We start from the raw sequence: 20,723 nt of genomic DNA on the forward strand, positions 1-20,723 counted from the left end.
TGCAGAAACAGAAGGTGCTTATATGAAAAAGGGTCGTTTCTTGATGGTTGGCGCCGGCTTCTCGGGCGCTGTGATCGGGCGTGAATTGGCAGAGCACGGTCATGAAGTCACCATTGTAGACAGCCGCGACCATATAGGCGGAAACTGTCACACGCAGCGAGACGCCGAAACCGGAGTCATGGTGCATGTCTACGGGCCCCACATCTTTCATACCGACGACACAGAGGTCTGGAACTATGTGAATAGGTTCTCGGCATTTCGGCCCTACACAAACAGGGTCAAGACCACCTCGCGTGGGCAGGTGTTCTCATTGCCGATCAATCTGCATACGCTGAACCAGTTTTTCGGCAAGGCAATGCGACCGGACGAAGCCCGCGCTTTCATCACTCAGGAACAGGCAGACACCTCAATTCAAGATCCTCAAAGCTTTGAAGAGCAAGCGCTGCGATATATCGGCCAGGATTTGTACGAAGCCTTTTTCAAGGGCTACACAATGAAGCAATGGGGCTGTCATCCCTCTGAATTGCCTGCCTCTATCCTCAAACGTCTGCCTGTCCGATTCAATTACGACGACAATTACTTTTTTCACAAATTTCAGGGCATGCCTGAAAACGGATACACCGATCTGATTGCGAATATTCTGGATCATGACTCTATTTCGGTTCAGCTGAATACGACGTTCGACCGCCTCATGGCCACAGGTTTTGATCATGTATTCTATTCCGGTCCGTTGGACGGTTATTTTGAATACAGTCTGGGCCGGCTAGGATATCGCACGTTGGACTTTGAAAAATTCACCTATGACGGGGACTATCAGGGCTGCGCGGTGATGAACTACGGCGATAAGGACATCCCCTATACGCGTATCTCTGAACACAAGCATTTTGCGCCCTGGGAAACACACGAAAAATCAGTGTGTTATCGTGAGTTCTCTCGTGCCGCCGAGGCGGAAGACATTCCCTATTACCCGATCCGCCAATTGAAGGAAAAAGCTCTGCTTGGTGAGTATTTTGACCTAGCTCAGCAAACACAGAACGTCACTTTTGTCGGACGCCTAGGCACTTATCGGTATCTGGATATGGACGTTACGATCCGCGAAGCCCTGGATACTGCGAAAATGGCACTTGCCGCATTGTCCACCGGAACGCCCCCAAAGCCGTTCATGAATAACAGCATTTAACGCCCGAACCGGGAACAGTTTAGCTAAGCCGGACCATCTAAGCCTCGATGTCTGATCTGCAATCCCGTCGGGTCGATGCAACCGTGTGACCCGGACCGAAAAAGAAGACGCCCGGCAGAAATAAAAAATTAGGGGGCCACTGTTCGGGTCATACGGTCGAGCCCACAGAGGCACAACCGATCTGGTTCTCGCCTGCAAGCCCTTGGCGCAGACATCATCACCGCTTAACAGGTGAGATGCACACCATTGGCGTGCAGGTGGTCTCGACAGTCGGCACCGAAGGCCTGGATTCATCAATCAAGCCCAGCATGGGGTACCGCTCATGGTATCAGGGCAGCAGATCGGATACCTTGCTGAACCCGGTCAGGTCGAACCCAAATGAGATCGGGTCTCCGACCCTGTTCTTTCCTTCGATCGTCAACTGATTCCCGGCGCGCATTGCTGACAACCAGTCCTGCGACACAGGTGAACGTGCAAAGCAACCTTGTGCTTCACAAGTCAGAAACTCAAGGCGGGCTACTTCAGTGCCATCGACCTTTGCGATCAAACCTTCTGAGAACAGCAAGCCAAACGGCAGGGTCAGCACGGTTTCGACCTCGGGCTTGCCAGCGGGTTTCACAAACGCGATAGCGGTAAGCCTTTGATTGTTCTCGGTCAGCACGATGCTTTGGGTCATCTCACAAATCAGCTGGGACCCGTCGACCAGATTACTGCAATTGACCGACCACTTCGGTGCTGCGTTCTCCTGCGCGGTGACAGGCAGGGCCATTGCCAGTGAAACACCCAAGGCGCCCATCCAAGTTTTCATTCTGCTGTTCCTCATAGATTAGAATTGTATTCCAAGGCCAAGCCCAACTTGCAGGGCCTCAGTTGAGTCACCGAACATATGGTCGAGACTCAGGTTGATAAAGCGGCTGTCATCCAGCGCGAACAGCCCCAACTGGGCCGAGACCAAACCGTGGGCGTCTCCAATAAAGCTGGTATTGGAAAATCCACCATCGGCGGCGCTGGCATCGGCAAACCCAGCAGACACCGAGACGGTATCATCTGACGAAAGGATCGCACCGATCCGCAAGCTGGCGCGCAGTTTCTGCGAGGCGCTCTGGATCTGTTCTGTGCCGATTTCAAGCGATGGCGTGAAGGAGTAGATCATCTCGCTCTCGTCCTGCAAAACAATCCCCGACAGAGTTGCATCGCCATTGCTTTCGGTTGCCAGACGCGTTGCGTCCAAGGCAACCTCGGGCCGCAGGTAAGAGCTGCCACCGGCGAACCTGTGGTCGTAGGCAAAACTCAGCCGCAGGTTCTGATGGTTCATCTTATGGGTAATCTCGCTGACACCGACGGTATTCACGACATTTCCGTTAGGCAGCACGCCACTGATTCCGCCCGCGCTGAGCGAGTCATAATCCGACCATCCGGCTGACAGCATGCCCCCGAATTCCCAGGCGCCTACGTATTTGGTCAGCGATGCACCCAGATTGAACCGGTCTCCCGTTGCGTTGTAGTTCGATCCGTTGCGCAGGCTCATCTGATCGTGGCCCAAAGCGAAGCCAGCAAACAGCTCATCGCCCACCGGTATGCGAACACCGGCTGACAGGTTGGTACTGTTTATGTCCAACTCATCGTAAATGCCGGTCTGATCGCGGTCGTAGAACGACCTGCCCCCTGAGAACCAGATACAATTGCGAGGATCATCGCCTGCCCGATAATCGGTGAACCGTTCACAATTGTGCAGTGTGTCGGCGAATACCCGGGTTCCGTAATAGGCATCTACCGCATCGGCTGCGTAATCCGCTGTTGAGAAACTGTCGATCGCGGCGATCACGTCAGCCTCGGACAGCATGTTACCGATCAACGCAAACATCTCGCCCTGCGCAACCGATCCCTGCCCGTTCAGAACCTGATTGATATAGTCACCGATGGCGGCCTGGTTGGCGTTCATCCCCTGAGTCGAATAATCCGGCGTGATCACCAGATCAATCGAACTACCGTCCGAGGTCGAGCCGTTCAAGCCAATCAAGTAATCCAGCACCACGGTGTCCTGAATGGTCGTACCCGCATCTGCGGCGGTTCCATCCGGGTTGATGATGACAAGCGGCAAGGCCCGTTGTAGCGTGTTCAGCTGCGGCGTCAATGTACCGCCCATCGTGGCGTCACCCGAGACATTGACCAGATCGCTTTGACCGCCCGAAGCGCCCGATGTCAGGAAGTACACATCGAAGGTCGAATTTGCCGTTGCACCAAAGGCGAGGCTTCCGGTCAGGTTGAGGGTCTGGCTTACATTGCCGGTAAAGACAAAATCTCCGGCCTGCACCGAGGATGTCAGATCCGTATCCAACCCCCAGTTGGCGCCCAGAACAAAATCACCGTTCACCTGCATAAAACCGGCGTCGCCCAGATCGACTGTATCTAGCGCATAGAAGGACGCACCGTTCTCAACTGTCAGGCTGTTGGCGCCCGCGCCAAGGTTCAGATTGCCAAGGGCCGATCCCGAAAGTGAAACTTGATCGTTGCCATCGCCACCATTCATCAACTGGTTGTTTCCGGCCAGCAAAACGCTGTTTGCTGACAGCGTCAGGGCGTTGTTGGTGCCTCCGTCCACAACGATCGAGGCAACCGAATCCGCTTTACCGGTCCCGCCCATGACAACGCCGTCCAACCCAAGCGTGATTGCACCAGCCCCGTCACGGCCTTCGGACTGTGCCAGAACGCCGATGCCGCCCTCGCCAACCGACAGGATATTTCCGTTATATGCCATGTCGATCGCACCACCAGAGCCTGCGCCGCCTGCGGAACCACGGAAGACCGAGTCCACCATGCCGCCGCCGCCACCCAGAGACTGCGCTACGACTCCGATGGCAGAGTCACCGGTAGTCACGATGTTCCCGGTTTGCGAAAACGCGATATCACCGCCGTCACCGCCATTGGCAGTAGAAAGGTTCACGGTGATGCTGCCTTTGGCCATGTCAGTTGATACAAGACCGCCGCCGCCGCCGATGCTTTGGATGACAAAGCCGTGCGAACCCTTGCCGTTGGTGGTGACATCGCCAACATTAGCGAAATCGACGTTACCGCCATCGCCAGTCGAGTTGTCCTGCGCGCCCAGTGTCACGTCGGCGCTGCCGAGACCGGATATGACAACTTCTCCACCGCCCGCGCCGATACTCTGAACGCTTTGGCCAAAGGACCGGTCGCCGCTGGTAAACACATCACCATCCAGCGACAGGTCGATATCACCACCATCGTTTCTGAAACTTGGATCTGATCCGAGGATTACCGAGGCGGCCTTTTCCGCCCCCGCCGCACCATTGCTGTTCAGCACAAGCTTGCCGCCACCGCCGCCGATGGACTGCGAAGTGCCCGCCGAAGAAAACGCGCCGTCGGTTCCGACGTCACCCGTCCGGCTGCCGTCCACGTCGCCGCCACTGGCGTTATCGGTGTTGATCGCACCCAGACGCGCGGTGAGGTCAATACCGTCGCCTTCCTGAACATCCACCGTGGTTGCTGCGGTTCCGCCACCGCCGCCCACGCTCTGCAGTAACAGGGCTGTCGAGCGGTCGCTCGTTGTAGCAATGTTTCCTGTGTGGGCCTGCGCAACCTGATTACCAGCCGTGCCCGATACATCATCACCGCCTAGGGCGATATCGCTGCTGACAATGCTGCCGGTCTCACCAGAGGTCGTGGTGGTGAAATCGACAGAGGTATCGACATTACCGCCACCGCCGTTCACCGACTGGACAAACACCGCCTCGCTGCCTGCGCCATTGACCTGAATGTCTCCGGTCGTGTTGACGGTCACGGTGCCGACCGATCCGGTCGCCCCTGTGCGGGCGCCAAGCGCCTGCGAGATCACATAGTCCAGCGCCGAAACCAGCGGAGAGGACACCGAATAGCCTGCGTTGCCGCCGCCGCCTCCGACGGACTGGGCGTAAATGCCATACCCGTTTTCCGCGTTAACGACGATGGTGCCGGTGTGGTTTACCGTGACGTCTCCACCGTCTGAACCCGATCCGCCGGATCCGCCAATGGCAATCTTGGAATAGGATTTTCCGGTCATGGTGTTCTTGAGGTCATTCACATCCATGGCAACGGCCAGCCCGCCATTGCCACCGCCACCTCCCACCGATTGGGCAAAAATACCATAGGCGCTGGCGCCATCTACCTGAATGTCGCCGCTATTGGTGACCACTACGTTGCCCGCGACATTACCGGTGCCGCCCGATCCGCCAATATTCAACTGCGCTGTAGGAGAGCTGCTGTCCCCGGTCTTGAGGCGCAGCGTACCGGTGATCGAGCTGCCACCATTGCCGCCGCCACCCCCGATGGACTGCGCAAAGATACCATGCGCGCCTGCACCGGTTGTTACGATGGTCCCGGCATTGGTCACCGAGACGGTACTGCCGGTACCGCCGGTGCCGCCCGATCCGCCCAGCCCGAACTGCAAGGCACGCCGCGTGGTCGCCTCGGCCCCACCATAGCGCCCATCGACCGAGATGGTCGAACCGCCCGTGCCGCCGCCACCGCCAACGGATTGCGCAAAGATGCCGTGACTTTCCTTGCCGGTAGTCAGGATCGTACCATCGACGTCGTTCACAACGGTCACCGTGCTACCAGCCCCACCGGTGCCGCCGCTACCGCCGATCAGAATGGCGTTTGTGGTTGACCCTTCCGAGGACCGGCCCAGGATAATGTTGCGCACTTGTTGCGCATCACCACCGCCGCCACCTACGGACTGCGCGTAAATGCCAACGGACGTATCACCGGTGGTCTGAATCAGGTCTCGGTTTATAACCGATACCGCAGCCGAAGTCGCACCAGTGCCACCATTGCCCCCGATGGACAGGGTTGCGGTGTTGCCGATGTCCTTGCGCAGGCTGATGATCCGGTTTTCAACCGAACCGCCCATGCCGCCACCGCCACCGACGGATTGCGCGAAGATACCGTGCGACATAGAACCTTCGGTGGTAATGATCCCATCACTGTCCACGGTAACGGTGTCCGAGGTCATGCCATCACCGCCCGTGCCGCCGATATTGATCGACGCCGTGGTTCCAACTGTGGACGGATTGACCACGGCTTTGATCGTGTCGAGGTTCGACTGACCCGCCTGCACAATGCCGCCGGTGCCGCCTGCTCCGCCGATGGACTGTGCCATCAGGCCGTTCGAACGATCGCCAAAGGTTGCAATTCGCGCGGTGCTGGTGACGTCAACCTTGCCGCCAAGACCGCCGGTGCCACCGGTGCCGCCAATGGACAGCGCAATAGACGTACCCTTACCGGCCGAGTTGCTGGCCTTGCCGCCATTGCCGCCACCGCCGCCTACGGACTGGGCAAACACCCCATGCGCATCCGTGCCTTGCGTAACCACAGTGCCAGCCACAACCGAGGTAACATCGCCCGCCTCTCCGCCGGTGCCGCCTTCAAGTCCGACCGACAGGCTGGCCTTGTTGCCTTTGCTATCGCCGGTTTTCGGCGTGCCGATGCTGACTGATGTCGAGGACGAATTGCCGCCACCATTACCGATGGACTGCGCAAAGAACCCGTACGAGCGATTGCCTGTGGTGCTGATGATCCCGTTCGAGTTTGCATAGACATCGCCACCGCTGCCACCGGTGCCTCCGGTGCGGCCGATCTGAATGTTGACGTTGCCGCCATCTACTGACGTAGAGGCCGAGTTATAGCCCGCGTTGCCACCTCCACCACCGACGGACTGGGCGAACAGGCCGTGGGAATCTGCCCCGAGCGTGGTGATGTCACCGGTATTGCGCACATCAACCGAACCACCGATGCCGCCGTCCCCGGTGCCGCCTCCAACAGCCAGGCCAAAGCCTTTATTGGTCGCGTCCGAGGCCAGTTCGTAGGTCATGCCAAGGTTCAGGGCCGCGTTACCGCCGCCGCCGCCAATGGATTGACCAAAGATGCCGTGGCTGCTGTCCTGTTTGGTGATCACATCGCCGTAATGATAGATGTCTACCGTGCCGCCGTCGCCAGCGGTTCCGGCACTGCCACCGATGGCAACCACAGCCGATACGCCGGTTTTACTGCCTGAGGAATCCGCCGGATTCACCTTGCCCTCAAGCTCATCCAAAACAGCGTTGTAATTGGCGATTACCGAGTCATCCACGCCTGTATTGGTGGGTGTCTTACGGTTGGTTGAATCACCAGTTCCACCATTGCTTTTGCTGCCGGTCGTCTTGCTGATACCGACAACCGCGTTGATCCCAGCATCACCGCCACCGCCACCGATGCTGGATGCTTCGATCCCGTGCGACCCAACGCCATCGGTCGTGATGGTCCCCGCCGCTGCGACTGCGTTGCCCCGCGCTACGGTGACATCCCCTGCGTCTCCACCACCGCCGCCAAAGCCACCGATGCCCATGGCAATAGGCGAGCTATCCTTGGTGCCAACAAAGGTCGCGTTGATCCCGCCGGTACCGCCACCGCCGCCGATGCTTTGGGCAAAGATGCCGCGCGCGTGATAGCCGTTTGTCGATATGTCACCGGTTTGCGTAACCGATACGTTTCCGGCGTCCGCCCCGGTGCCGCCGTGCCCGCCAAGACCGCCAACGATGCTCAGGTCCGTCGCTCCGTCCGAACTGTTGGAATCGCCATAATTCAGCTGTCCGGTCACGTTCAGCGCGCCGTTACCGCCACCGCCTGCGATGGACTGGGCCAGAACGCCGTGCTTCCAGTTGCCCGCAACCGACACCGAACCGGTGTGATCCACCGTCACATCACCCGAAACATTGCCGTTGCCGCCAAATCCGCCGACCCCAAATGTAACCGAAGGGATCTTGCCGTCTTTGCTCAGGGCAATACCACCCGATACATTCAGGCCGCCATTGCCGCCACCGCCGCCAATGGATTGCGCCAGCAGACCGGCCGAACCGTCAGTGTCTGGTTTGTCTTCGTTGAAGACCCCCATGTCGATGAACAGACGCTCCAGCCCGAAGTCCGAGGCCAGTTCCTGGGTGTCGTCCACGATAGTATCGCCCAAGAAATCGCGCAGCTTGTCCTCGAAAGTGGTGGTGTCTGGGATCGAGATATCGTCGGGGTTTGTTGTCACCGTAATATCGGCCTGTGAGGTGACAGTGACGTCACCCGCTTTGCCACCGTTGCCCGCGAAACCACCAACGCCAACGATCAGAGAGCTGTCGGACACGATCCCGCCCGAGACGTTCAGGCCGCCATTGCCCCCTCCGCCGCCAACCGACTGTGCCAGCAGGCCGGATTGCCCTGTGCCATGCGCCGTGATCGAGCTGCCTGCACCGATGTTGACATCCACATTCGCGGCATCCCCGCCGCCTCCGCCAAAGCCACCGACGCCCACGACAACAGCGTAAGATTTGCTGCTATCTGTTTGCCCGGCCCCGGGCTTGCCGCTGATGGCGATGCCACCGGAAACATTGGTGCCGCCATTGCCGCCACCACCACCCAGCGATTGCGCGATGATGCCGCTGGCGCCTTTGCTCTGATCAACGGCAAAGGTTCCGTCCGACTGTTGCACCATCGGCACCGCCTGCAGGGTCCCGGTGTAATCCAGATCAACCGCACTTGCGTTGCCGCCCGACCCTCCAAATCCGCCGACACCCGCCGCGACTGAGAATATCGTATCAGACCCCGAGGGCTTGGTCAGCGACAGCGTGCCCGAAATATTCACACCGCCGGTGCCGCCTCCGCCACCAAGGCTCTGGGCGAGCAGGCCGTGCGATCCGTCTCCAGCGGTTGCAACGTCGCTTTGAACGTCCAGAGTCACTGTTCCGGCATCTCCGCCGCCGCCGCCAAAGCCGCCAAGGCCAAGGCCCACCGCTGCACCGGATTTACCCGTCAGGCTCACCGCGCCCGAGACGTTCAGGCCGCCATTGCCACCGCCGCCACCGACAGATTGCGCCATGACACCGATACTATCCACACCAGTGGTGACCACCGAGGTTGTTCCGCTGCTGCTTGTGCTGGACCCTAGGGTGCTGGTCACATTACCCGCATTGCCTGCACCGCCGCCAAAGCCGCCGACGCCCAGGCTGATGGAACCACCGTTTTCCTGACTGATACCCAACGAGGCCGAAATGTTCGTACCGCCATTGCCGCCACCGCCGCCAAGGCTCTGCGTCAGAATAGCCGTGCTGCGGTCGCCGCTGGTTGTGACGCCGCCCGTGACGGTCGATTGGACCAGTGCACCGGCATCCGCGCCGCCACCGCCAAACCCACCGAGGCCTATCCCCACCGCCGCATTGGCCGAGCGGGACAGCGACAGAGCGGCCGAGATGTTCGTGCCGCCATTGCCGCCGCCGCCACCAAGGCTCTGCGTCAGAACCCCGACGGAATAGTCGCCCGACGTCGTGACGGTGCCAGTGACGCGCTGCGTGACGTTATCCGCCGCACCGCCGCTGCCACCAAATCCGCCAACGCCAATCCCAAGAGCACCAGAGTAGTTGCTGGCCACCGAAATCGCACCCGAGATGTTCGTGGCGCCGTTGCCGCCACCGCCACCGAGGCTCTGCGCGACGACCCCCGCCGAGCGTGTGCCCGACGTGCTGACATTGCCCACAAATGTGTTGTCCACCACGCCGCTGGTGCCGCCGCTGCCGCCAAATCCGCCCACCCCGATACCTGCCGCGCCTGATCCGGTCCGCGCTATGCTAAGCGCGCCCGAGATGCTGACGCCACCATTGCCGCCACCGCCACCGACAGATTGCACCAGAACGCCGGTCGCGTTTTCGCCGCCTGTGGCGACGTCGCCTGTGACCGAACCCGTTGCCGTGCTAGCGTTCCCACCACTACCACCGGATCCGCCGATGCCGACACCAATCGCACCGCCGCCGGTGCCCGAGATGTTGACGGCGGCCGAGACACTCAGCCCTCCGTTGCCGCCACCGCCTGCAGCGGATTGCACCAGAACACCGCCCGAGTTGTCGCCCACCGTAGTGACGTTCCCGATAACGGTGCCGGTGGCTGTATCCGCGTTACCACCATCGCCGCCGCTGCCACCCAGGCCAACCGACGCCCCCCCGCTGCCGGTTCCGGCAACCGTGACTGTCGCCGAGACGTTCAGGCCGCCATTGCCACCACCTCCGCCAAGGCTCTGAACGATGACGCCGCCGGAGTCGCCACCTTGCGTCGAAACATTGCCGGTTAGAGTGGCCTCGGCTGTGCCGCCGCTACCACCTGTACCGGACGCGCCGCCAAGACCCACCGAGGCGCCGCCCGATCCCGTGCCTGCCGCTGCCACCGCGACCGACACGTTCAAACCGCCATTGCCCCCGCCACCACCGACGGATTGCGCCAACAGGCCGCTTGAGGTTTCACCCAATGTCACAATATTCCCGGTGACATTTGCCGTGACCGCCGAGGCGTCGCCGCCCCCGCTCCCCCGACCACCCAGACCCACAGCCGCCGCGCCGGATCCGGTGCCAGCACCACCTACGGATGCCGAGACGTTAAAGCCACCATTGCCGCCGCCACCGCCGATGGATTGAGCGACGATTGCGCTGGATTGTGCGCCCTCGGTCTGAACGTCATTTTCAACCGTCAGGCCGACAATACCGCCAGTGCCACCACTGCCGCCCGAGCCGCCCAGCCCAACGCTGATTGCGCCTGCGCCAGTGCCCGCGCCCGCAAGTGCCGGTGAGACGTTAAAGCCGCCGTTTCCGCCACCGCCGCCGACGGACTGCGCCAGAATACCAACCGACGCAGTGCCCTTTGTGACCACATTGGCCGTCGTGTTTGCGGTGACCAAGCTGCCATTGCCACCCCCGGCACCCGTGCCGCCCAAGCCCACAGAAACCGAACCTGCGCCCGTACCCGCACCCGATACTGTGGGAGCCACGTTGAAGCCGCCATTGCCGCCACCGCCACCGATGGACTGCGCGACAAATCCGCTTGAGGCAAACCCGTCCGTCAAAATGGTTCCGTTCGAAGTCAGGGTGACGTTACCACCCTGCCCGCCCGTATCGCCCGACCCGCCGAGGCCGACGCTGACTGCACCGCTGGCTGTACCTGCGCCCGACAGCACGGGTGCCACGTTGAAGCCGCCATTACCGCCGCCGCCGCCGATGGATTGCGCCACGACGCCCGAAGACTGATCACCACGCGTTTCTACCGCATCGTTGGATGTGGCGATAACAGTGTTGCCATCGCCACCCCCTGCACCGTTGCCGCCCAGCCCAACGGACACTCCAGCCCCTGCGGTTCCCGATCCCTGAACCGCCGCGCTGACGTTAAAGCCGCCATTGCCACCGCCGCCGCCAACGGATTGCGCCAGAAATGCCGTAGCTGAATCGCCCTGCGTGAGGATCGTGCCGTTTGCGGTCAGGGAAACTGTTCCACCATCACCGCCACCGTCTCCGGTGCCGCCCAGCCCGACGCTGACCGCGCCAGAGCCAACGCCCGCACCGGCTCCCGTGCCAGAGACGTTAAAGCCGCCGTTGCCGCCACCGCCACCAATCGATTGCGCAACCACTCCGGAAGATCGATCGCCCGCCGTCACGATAGCATCCGACGTGGTCAGGTTGACCGACCCACCTACTGCGCCAGTGCCGCCATTGCCGCCCAGTCCCACACTGACGGCGCCGCTGCCAACTCCGGCACCTGCCACGGACGCGCTGACGTTGAAGCCACCGTTACCGCCGCCGCCGCCGACAGACTGCGCTAATACGGCTGTTGAATCCGCTCCACTTGTGCTGACAGTTCCACTGGTCGTACCGGTGACCGATTTCCCGATTCCACCACCCGAGCCGTCACCGCCAAGGCCAACTGTGACGGCACCGCCGCCTGCCCCTGCCCCCGCGATCCCGGCTGTGACATTGAAACCGCCATTTCCGCCACCTCCGCCAATCGACTGAAACACCACGCCGCTTGAATTATCGGACAAAGTTGTGACGTTTCCTGCAACCTGACCTTCCACTACGCCGCCATCGCCGCCGGTGGCACCGTTGCCGCCCAAACCTACGCCAATTGTCCCGGCCCCAGCCCCCGCTGCGGCAACACCTGCGGTGACGTTAAAGCCACCATTACCGCCACCGCCGCCGACGGATTGGATCACCACCCCACTGGAGCGCAGCCCCTCGGTCCGAATATCTCCGTTGACACGGACACCCGTGACGGTACCGCCAACGCCTCCGCTGCCTCCATCGCCGCCAAGGCCAACACCGATGGTCCCCGCGCCTGCGCCGCCCGCCGCCAGACCAGCCGCAACGCTGAAGCCACCATTGCCACCGCCACCGCCAATGGATTGCACGACGACAGCGCCAGAGTCGTCCCCGCGCGTCGTGACATCTGCATCGACCTGAGCGGTAACGGTTCCACCCGCTCCGCCGCCGCCGGATTTTCCGCCCAGCCCCACGCTGACAGACCCGGCCGCTGCGCCTCCGATATCGGCGCTGGCACCGATGCTGTAGCCGCCGTTTCCACCGCCGCCACCAACAGACTGCGCGACGACGCCACTGGAAAATGCGCCGCTGGTCGCAATCGACGAACCCCCCGCGACCAGAGTCACATCCCCCCCGATCCCTGCGCCACCGCCGTCTCCGCCAACGCCTACATTAATTCCAACTGCGGCCACGCCGCTTGCGCTAATACCGGCGGCGATGCTGCCGCCGCCATTGCCACCGCCGCTACCGACGGACTGCGCTATGATCGCGCTGGAGTTAGTCCCCGTCGTGGTCACATCAGCATTGGTGTAGACCTGAACGATCCCGCCATCCCCGGCGCTACCGGCCTGACCGCCAATCCCCACTGAAACGTTGCCGGAAAACAGCGCTGACGCGCCACCGGTCGCCGCAACGGCCAAACCTCCGTTACCACCGCCGCCGCCGACGGACTGGAACAGCATACCCGTCGACCGGTTTCCTGTTGTGATGACCGTGCCATCAAACCCAGCGGCCGTGGCAACGCCGCCGCTGCTGAACTGTCCGACCGTGACGTCTCCGCCTTTGCCGCCTGTACCGCCGTCTCCGCCTACACCTACTGCCAGAGAACCGGAAACCGGGCCGCCAGAGACCGCGACCGAAACAGCGTATCCACCGTTGCCGCCGCCACCGCCGACGGATTGCAGCATCACGCCGATGGAATCGTCTCCACCGGTTTGCACCGAAGCCGAACCACTGCCGCGTAAGGTCACGTCGCCGCCGTCGCCGCCATTTCCTGCCGACCCCCCAACCGATACCGACGCCGCGCCGAAGGCTCCAACGGCAACCGATACGGCTCCGCCACCATTACCGCCACCGCCACCTACCGATTGAGCGAACACGCCCGCTGAGCGATCACCTGAGGTTTGGATCGCCGAAGGTTGGCTGTTGTCGGTATTGGACAGGGTGACATTCACATCCCCTCCGGTGCCGCCTGCGCCGCCTTCGCCACCAATGGCAACCCCAACGAAAGCTCCTACAGCGCCAGACGAGCCGCCATTGCCGCCGCCGCCGCCAATGGACTGGGCCAGAATGCCCATTGCGTCGTTTCCGGTTGTGGTGATGATGCCGTCGTTCACAATGGTAACTGTCGATCCGCTGCCCCCGCCGTTGCCGTTGCCGCCAACCGACACCATGCCACCGGACGAGCCGCCATCTCCGCCACCGCCACCAATAGATTGTGCGATGATGCCGCGAGCACCGTCGCCTCCGGTCACGATGCTTCCATAGTTGCTGACGCTGACCGCTGCGCCAGTGCCACCCCTTGACCCGGTACCGCCAATTGCAACCAGACCATAGGAGTTCGCTCCGGTGCCGCCGCTGCCGCCAATGGATTGCGCCATCACCCCATCGGCCCCTGCGCCCGAGGTCAGGATGCTGCCGGACCCCAGCACGGTAACGCTGACAGTGTCACCACTGCCACCATTCGACCCGACACCGCCCAACGACAGAGATACCAGCCCCCCCGCAGTTCCGCCCGATCCACCGCCGCCGCCGATGGACTGAGCGACGATCCCGCGCGAGAAATCGCCCCGCGTTTCAATGGCCCCACCATGCGACACCGAAACCTGCCCGCCGTTGCCCCCGTTGTCTGCGCCGCCGATCAGCGAGACCAACAGGTTGCCGCTGGTCCCGGCAGACCCGCCGGACCCACCGATAGACTGAGCATAAATGCCGTTAGCATAATCACCGGTTGTCAGGATGCTTCCGGATGACGTTGTGTTGACAGCGACTGTTCCGCCACTGCCGCCATAACCACCGTCACCGGACGATCCGACCAGCCCCCACTGTGAGCCGCCATTGCCGCCATTGTTCGACACACTCAATGCATAGATACCGTCGGCTGAGTCTCCGGAGGTCGAAATCGTGCCGCTCTGATTGACGGTCACGTTACCGCCATCGGCCGAGTGTCCGCCGGTGCCACCGCCCGGTGCGGCATAACCACTGCCGCCGTTGCCAGCCTCGCCGCTGCGGCTGAACGCGAAGATACCGTCGTTGTTGCTGCCGGAGGTCTGGATTGTGCTGCTGGTGGACTGGGTCGCGTTAACCGTGCCGCCCTTGCCGCCATCGCCACCGTCGCGCCCATCCCAGAAACTCAGGTATGAGTCGCCGCCATTGCCGCCGTCGCCGCCGACACTGCCAACCTCCCATCCAACATTGCTGGTGGCGTTTACATCGCTGCTCAGGGTTTTGGTCTGAGTTGGGCCATCATCGCCGTCACCGCCGGAACTTGGCGGCACGAACAGCGCGCCATCACGCCCATTACTTCCATCCTGACCATAGACAACCTGACTGACCCCATTTGGCCCCGAGACGTCCACTGGCGGCGTTACTGCCCCTGGCGTACCGGAACTGTTGAAGCTGCTGTTGTATTGTGACTGCGTCAGCTGCGTCGACAAGCTGGACGTGCCGGTTGCGCCCGAGCTGCTGATTTGCGCTGTTGTTCCGGTTATTGAAACAATATCAAAAGCAAGCGGAGGATTGTCCGAATTGTAAATGGTATCGCCTGCGCTTTTGACCAGAAAAACGTAGCCATCTGCCGTTTCCACAAAGGCCGTTGTTCCGGCTGTCGGTGTCGAAGCCGGGTCAAGAATCAGCGCGCTTACGGTAGTATCAAGGCCGGTCACCGGGTTTGTCACCGTATCGCCGACCTTGGATGTGGCCGTTGGTGCTGCGTGCAAAGAACTTGAAATCAAAACATAAAATGAGGCTGCCAAAAGCAGATTTGATTTCTTTATCACCCTCGAACCTCGCAACCGATCCAGCCAAAACGCACGGCAAAAAGGTTCAGTCCCGAAGAGCAACAGCCTGCACTTCAAGGTCTCCCCATCACCATTTCAAGCAAGATAAGCGCAATTTTAAGGAGATTGAGGTGACAAAACTCGTTCTTAGCGGGTTTGGCCGATATCATTGCGTAATTGCAACAGGTTAGCATCACTTTGATACCTCAAGACGTTCGAGGCGGTATTTCAGTTTTCCTGATCTTCCCGCGGCATTCTTGTACGACAACGGTGAAGTCGCAGCATTCGACCAGCACGACAGTTTCTGTCCGATCCTGCATTCCCACCAGAGCCGGTCTTGCAAATTTCGATGGATTTCACACCAAAAGTCTTGTCGGGCGGTTGTCCAAAAAACATTCGCCTATTTGATACACCGTTGACTAGTTGGCGCTTTTTTCAGCGTAATTGCGCGCTTTGGACATTTTGCCAATTCCAGGGTTGAAGGAATTGGTCGGGTCGCAGCATTTGTAATGTGCGGCCAAGTCTGGCTTGGCCTTGTACAGGTGGCCGACATTGTGCTCGGCCGGATATTCCGCGCCACGTTCATCAAACAGCTTCAACATCGAGGCCTTTAGGGCTTTGGGGTCTGTGCCTTTTTTGACCACATAATCCTGATGCATCACGTGGCACATGAAATGGCCGTAATAGAGTTTGTGAACTATCTTGTCGTCAATTTCCGGCGGCAGTTTTTCCAACCAATCCTGATCATTGCGGCGCAACGCGACGTCCAACGCGATGATGTCTTCAACCTCATCCGCATGGATGGCCATGTACCGCACAGCCGCGCCCGCCGCCGCAAAACGATGCAACCCGGCGATTTTAGCCTCGCGCGGGGTGCATTCGAAGAAATCGGCGTCTCTGTCCTTCAGAAAGCCCGGCAGCCATGCCGCGGTTTCGTCAATCCCGTCATCCTTCATTTTCAGGATTAGATGATGTTCATAACGATCGCGGAACCGGACCATCCGGGCAGGTAGAACACGCGGCCACAAAGTGACCGCTAATTGCATGAAGCGGTCCGTGAAATTCCGTAAGATCGGTATTCGGCGCAGCCGTGCGTCAACGGCACCCTTCAGCGCAAAGAACATCGGTAGCCGGTCGGTGCCCAGCTTGTCGATCATCACTACCGTGTCCTTGCCGTAGCGCGCTGTGATGTTGAAAACCTCGCGCTGCATGTACTCGGCAGAAACCGGCAGGGATTTGAACTCGGACAAAATATGACGACGCAGAGCGGCCAGATCGTCGGGGTCGTTGGCCCCGATGTAGAACACCTGTTCGGCTTCGTTTTTGGGAAAGGTATCCAGACGCACGGCAAAGACCGCAAGTTTCCCCGCTGAACCGGCGGATTCAAAAAGCTTGCCTTTGTCCGCATTGTACCGCGCGGGCGTTTCCGCATCCACATCGCGCACGATCCGCGCGTAGTCGCTGGCCGACGCGCGTTTGTTCGTGCCCCCCGGATTTCGTTCAAATGTCCCGGCATCCAGATTGGTGAGAATATCCTCGGGCGTTTCACCCAGATCAATACCCAGATGGTTCACCAGCTCTAGCTCGCCGTTTTCGGTGATCCGCGCATAAACCGACAGTTCGGTATAAACTGGCCCCCGCTCTACCAAAGACCCGCCAGAGTTGTTGCAAACACCACCCACAATCGACGCCCCGATACAGGACGATCCGATTACTGAATGCGGCTCGCGTCCCAGCGGGGCGAGCAGCTTTTCCAGCGCAAACAGCGTGGCGCCGGGAAAGCTGACAATCTGCTCTCCGCCATTCAACGGCACCAGCGTATCCATCCTGCGGGTGTTGATCAGAACTACATCGCGATCATAGCGGCCCGAAGGGGTCGAGCCCTCGGTCAGGCCGGTATTGGCGGCCTGCATGATGACGATCTTGTCGGCGGCTACGCAGGCCTGAAGCACGCGCCATTGTTCCAAAAGCGAGCCCGGCTGAATGACGCACAGCGCCTCACCCTCACCCGAGCGAAAGCCGCGTCGAAATCGTTCCGTAGCCCGTTCTCCGGTCAGGACGTGACGCGATCCGACAATTGAACGGAACGTTTTGATCAATTCTTCATTGGTCATGTCACTTCCTCGTCAGAGTTATGCGTCGCGAAACCGGACATTCCTGTTGTTCAGTTGGTCGATGCGGGTCACGCCCATCAATTTCATATCCCGTTCGATTTCGGCCCGCATCAGTCCCAGCGCGCGCTCGACCCCCGCCTGCCCCGCAGCGGCGAGCGGATACAGATAGTGCCGTCCGACGCCCACCGCCTTAGCCCCCAGCGAAAGGGCCTTAAGCACATGGGTGCCGCGTTGAATGCCGCTGTCCATCATCACGTCCAGCCTGTCGCCAACCGCATCGACAATCTCGGCCAGTTGATCAAAGGGCGTACGCGAACCGTCCAGCTGACGGCCACCGTGGTTGGAAAGAATAATGCCCGTACATCCAATATCAGCCGCGCGGCGGGCATCCTCGACGGTCATGATACCTTTGAGGCAGAACTGGCCATCCCAGTCCTGTACCATCTGCGCCACGTCATCCCAATTCATCGACGGGTCTAGCATATCGGTGAAATACCCGCCGATTGAACTGGCTCCGCCGCCCATATCCACGTGCTCTTCCAGTTGCGGCAGGCGGAATCTCTCGTGGGTGACATAGTTGATCCCCCACATCGGCTTGATCGCAAACTGGATCATACCGCCCAGCGTCAGCCGGAACGGAATCGAGAAACCGGTCCGCAAGTCACGCTCACGATTGCCGCCGGTGATGCTGTCGACGGTAAGCATCATCACCTCGACGCCAGCTTCTTTGGCGCGCTGCATCATTGCGGCGTTCAATCCGCGGTCCTTGTGGAAATAGAATTGATAAACCTGCGGGTTCTTATGCTTTTTCCGCAATTCTTCCAGCGACACCGTGCCCAATGAGGACACACCGAACATCGTCCCGTATTTCTCGGCCGCCGCCGCAACCGCGCGCTCCCCCTGATGGTGGAACAGGCGCTGCAAGGCGGTGGGTGAGCAATAAACCGGCATGTCCAGCTTTTGGCCCATCACGGTGACCGACATATCAACATCCGACACTCCACGCAGGACCGAGGGCAGCAGATCGCAACGGTCAAACGCGTTGGTGTTTTCCCGATACGTCACCTCATCATCCGCGCCGCCGTCGATGTAGTTGAAGATCGGCCCCGGCAGCCGCTGTTTGGCCAGCCGCCGGAAGTCGTGGAAGTTATGACATTGGTTCAGACGCATCCGTTCACCTCCTTAGTAAGCGACCGAAGGCAGCCAGGTGGCGAGAGTCGGCCAGAGGAAGACCAAGGCCAAACCGGTCAGCTGCAGCAGCACAAAGGGGATGATGCCCTTGTAGATGTGGGTCAGTTTGATCTCGGGCGGGCAGACGCCTTTCAAGTAGAACAGGGCGAAGCCAACAGGCGGTGTCAGGAAGCTGGTTTGCAGCGTCACTGCGACCAGGATCACGAACCACACCAGCGCCGGTTCATCCAGCACCCCGAAGCCGGGGATGTCGATGCCCAGCCCATTGACGATGGGACGCATCAGCGGCAGCACGATCAGCGTGATCTCGATCCAGTCCAGAACAAAACCCAGCAGGAAGACGATGAACAGGATGAACAGGATGGTTCCGTTTGCGCCAAACCCTGTGGCCTGGACCACGTGTTCGATCAGCTCGTCTCCGCCCAGTTCGCGCAGGACGTAAGAGAAAACGGTCGCCCCCAGGAAGATCGCAAAGATATAGGCGGTGGTGTTGAAGGTCGATACCAGCACGTTCCACAACTTGGCAAATGTCAGCTTACGATAGCCCAAGGCCAGCAGGGTGGCCCCCAGCGCACCGATGCCCGAGGCTTCGGTCGGTGTGGTAAGGCCTGCGAAGATCGAGCCCAAAACAGCCAGGATCAAAATAAGCGTCGGGATGACAGCCACGAGCACGTCCTTAACGGCGGCCCAGTCTGGGGCCTTGGCGCCCTCCGGCACAGGGGCCGCGTCGCGGTTAACCAGCGCCAGAATGAAGATGTAAGTCAGGTACAGACCGCCGATGATCACACCGGGGAACACTGCCGCCATGAACAAATCGCCCACTGACAGCGCCATCTGGTCGGCCATGATCACCAGCATGATCGACGGCGGGATCAGGATGCCCAGCGTTCCAGAGGCCGAAACGACACCAGCCGCAAGCGTCGGCTGATACTTCTGCTGCATCATCGAAGGCAATGACAACACACCTAGAAGAACTACTGACGCACCAATGATGCCGGTCGAAGCCGCCAGAATGATGCCGATCAGGGTCACTGTGATCGCCAGACCTCCGCGCACGGTGCCGAACAGACGCTGCATCGAGGACATCAGACGTTCGGCCACGCCGGATTCGTCCAACATTAGCCCCATGAAGATGAACATTGGCAGGGCGACCAGCACTGCGTTGGACATGGTCGCGTAGACCCGGTTCACCACAGCGCCCAGTGTCAGGTAATCGAGCCCGGTAAAGGTGCTTTCCAACCCGGTCCACAGCATCAGGTCGTTGTCGAACAGATAGGCAAGACCGCAATAGGCTACGCCCACGCCCGCCAGCACCCATGCGACCGGGTAGCCGGTGAACAGCAAGGCGATGAAGGTCAGGAACATCGCGATGACAAGCTTTTCTTCGGTGGTTTCCACCAGGAAGGTTAGGCCGACACAAACTGCAGCGAACACAGCCAGCACCAGCAGAATCCGCCGCAAAGGTGCGCCTTCGCGCTCGGACTCCGGCCCGTAGATCAGCGCATGCCCGTCATGGATCAACCGCGCCAGAGCGGCCAGCGCCAAAAGTATGAAACTGATCGGAATGACCGCCTTGAACGCCCAGCGTGCGGGTAAGCCGGTCGGGCTGTCCGATCGCTCGTTGACACGGAAGCTTTCGTAAAAATAGTCATAGCCCTGGTCGATCATCAGGTAGATGAACGGGGTCAACAGGGTCAGAATGCCGATCACCTCGATGACCCGCTGCGCCCGGCGCGACAGCTGCATATGCAACACGTCCACACGCACATGGCTGTCTGTGATCAGGGCATAGGAAATGCCGATCATTGTCACGATGCCGTAGAAATGCCACTGAATCTCGTCCAGCTTGGGATAGTTCTGGCTGAACAGATACCGCAGCGAGACTTGGGCGAAAATCGCACCCATCAGCAGTACGTTCGCCCACATCACCAAATGGCCAACGGCCTTGACGCTTGTATCGATCGCAACGGCGATCTTTTGGCGGTCGGTTTCGGGATGCTCCAGGATGCCTTCGTAGGCTTCGACCGGATCGTTGAGGTTGTTCTGCTTGGTCATGGTCATTCCTCGCTCGGCAGCCCGGATTGCGGGCAGT

Annotated in this window: 6 protein-coding genes; 1 reads left to right on the forward strand and 5 read right to left on the reverse strand. The window is 60.3% G+C overall.

What is annotated here, in order from left to right:
- Positions 1-22: 22 nt before the first annotated feature.
- On the forward strand, positions 23-1,180 hold the full coding sequence (glf, locus tag ACR0IY_RS21275) for a UDP-galactopyranose mutase (protein WP_480676922.1): 1,158 nt from the start codon (positions 23-25) through the stop codon (positions 1,178-1,180).
- A gap of 328 nt (positions 1,181-1,508) precedes the next feature.
- On the opposite strand, the gene ACR0IY_RS21280 is transcribed toward glf, so the two are convergent.
- The 5 genes from ACR0IY_RS21280 to ACR0IY_RS21300 form a co-directional block, all read right to left on the reverse strand.
- Entirely contained in the window at positions 1,509-1,988 is a 480-nt protein-coding gene (locus ACR0IY_RS21280; protein WP_480676924.1) for an invasion associated locus B family protein, read from the reverse strand.
- Positions 1,989-2,006: 18 nt separating this feature from the next.
- Positions 2,007-15,326 carry a hypothetical protein gene (locus ACR0IY_RS21285; RefSeq protein ID WP_480676926.1) on the reverse strand — a complete coding sequence of 4,440 codons (13,320 nt, stop codon included), beginning with the start codon at positions 15,324-15,326 and terminating at the stop codon, positions 2,007-2,009.
- A 419-nt stretch (positions 15,327-15,745) separates the two neighbouring features.
- On the reverse strand, positions 15,746-17,440 hold the full coding sequence (gene dld / locus ACR0IY_RS21290) for a D-lactate dehydrogenase (RefSeq protein WP_480676928.1): 1,695 nt from the start codon (positions 17,438-17,440) through the stop codon (positions 15,746-15,748).
- An 18-nt stretch (positions 17,441-17,458) separates the two neighbouring features.
- Positions 17,459-18,610 carry an alpha-hydroxy acid oxidase gene (locus tag ACR0IY_RS21295; RefSeq protein WP_480676930.1) on the reverse strand — a complete coding sequence of 384 codons (1,152 nt, stop codon included), beginning with the start codon at positions 18,608-18,610 and terminating at the stop codon, positions 17,459-17,461.
- 12 nt (positions 18,611-18,622) lie between these two features.
- Positions 18,623-20,686, reverse strand: coding sequence for a TRAP transporter large permease subunit (locus ACR0IY_RS21300; RefSeq protein WP_480676932.1), 2,064 nt, complete (start codon positions 20,684-20,686; stop codon positions 18,623-18,625).
- Between the last annotated feature and the right edge of the window lie 37 nt (positions 20,687-20,723).

The organism is Ruegeria sp. BC1, from assembly GCF_056539305.1.

Excerpts from the sequence above, each read along its gene's own strand:
- dld (WP_480676928.1), bottom strand. The coding sequence starts at position 17,440 with ATGACCAATGAAGAATTGATCAAAACGTTCCGTTCAATTGTCGGATCG.
- glf (WP_480676922.1), top strand. The coding sequence starts at position 23 with ATGAAAAAGGGTCGTTTCTTGATGGTTGGCGCCGGCTTCTCGGGCGCT.
- ACR0IY_RS21300 (WP_480676932.1), bottom strand. The coding sequence starts at position 20,686 with ATGACCAAGCAGAACAACCTCAACGATCCGGTCGAAGCCTACGAAGGC.
- ACR0IY_RS21280 (WP_480676924.1), bottom strand. The coding sequence starts at position 1,988 with ATGAAAACTTGGATGGGCGCCTTGGGTGTTTCACTGGCAATGGCCCTG.
- ACR0IY_RS21295 (WP_480676930.1), bottom strand. The coding sequence starts at position 18,610 with ATGCGTCTGAACCAATGTCATAACTTCCACGACTTCCGGCGGCTGGCC.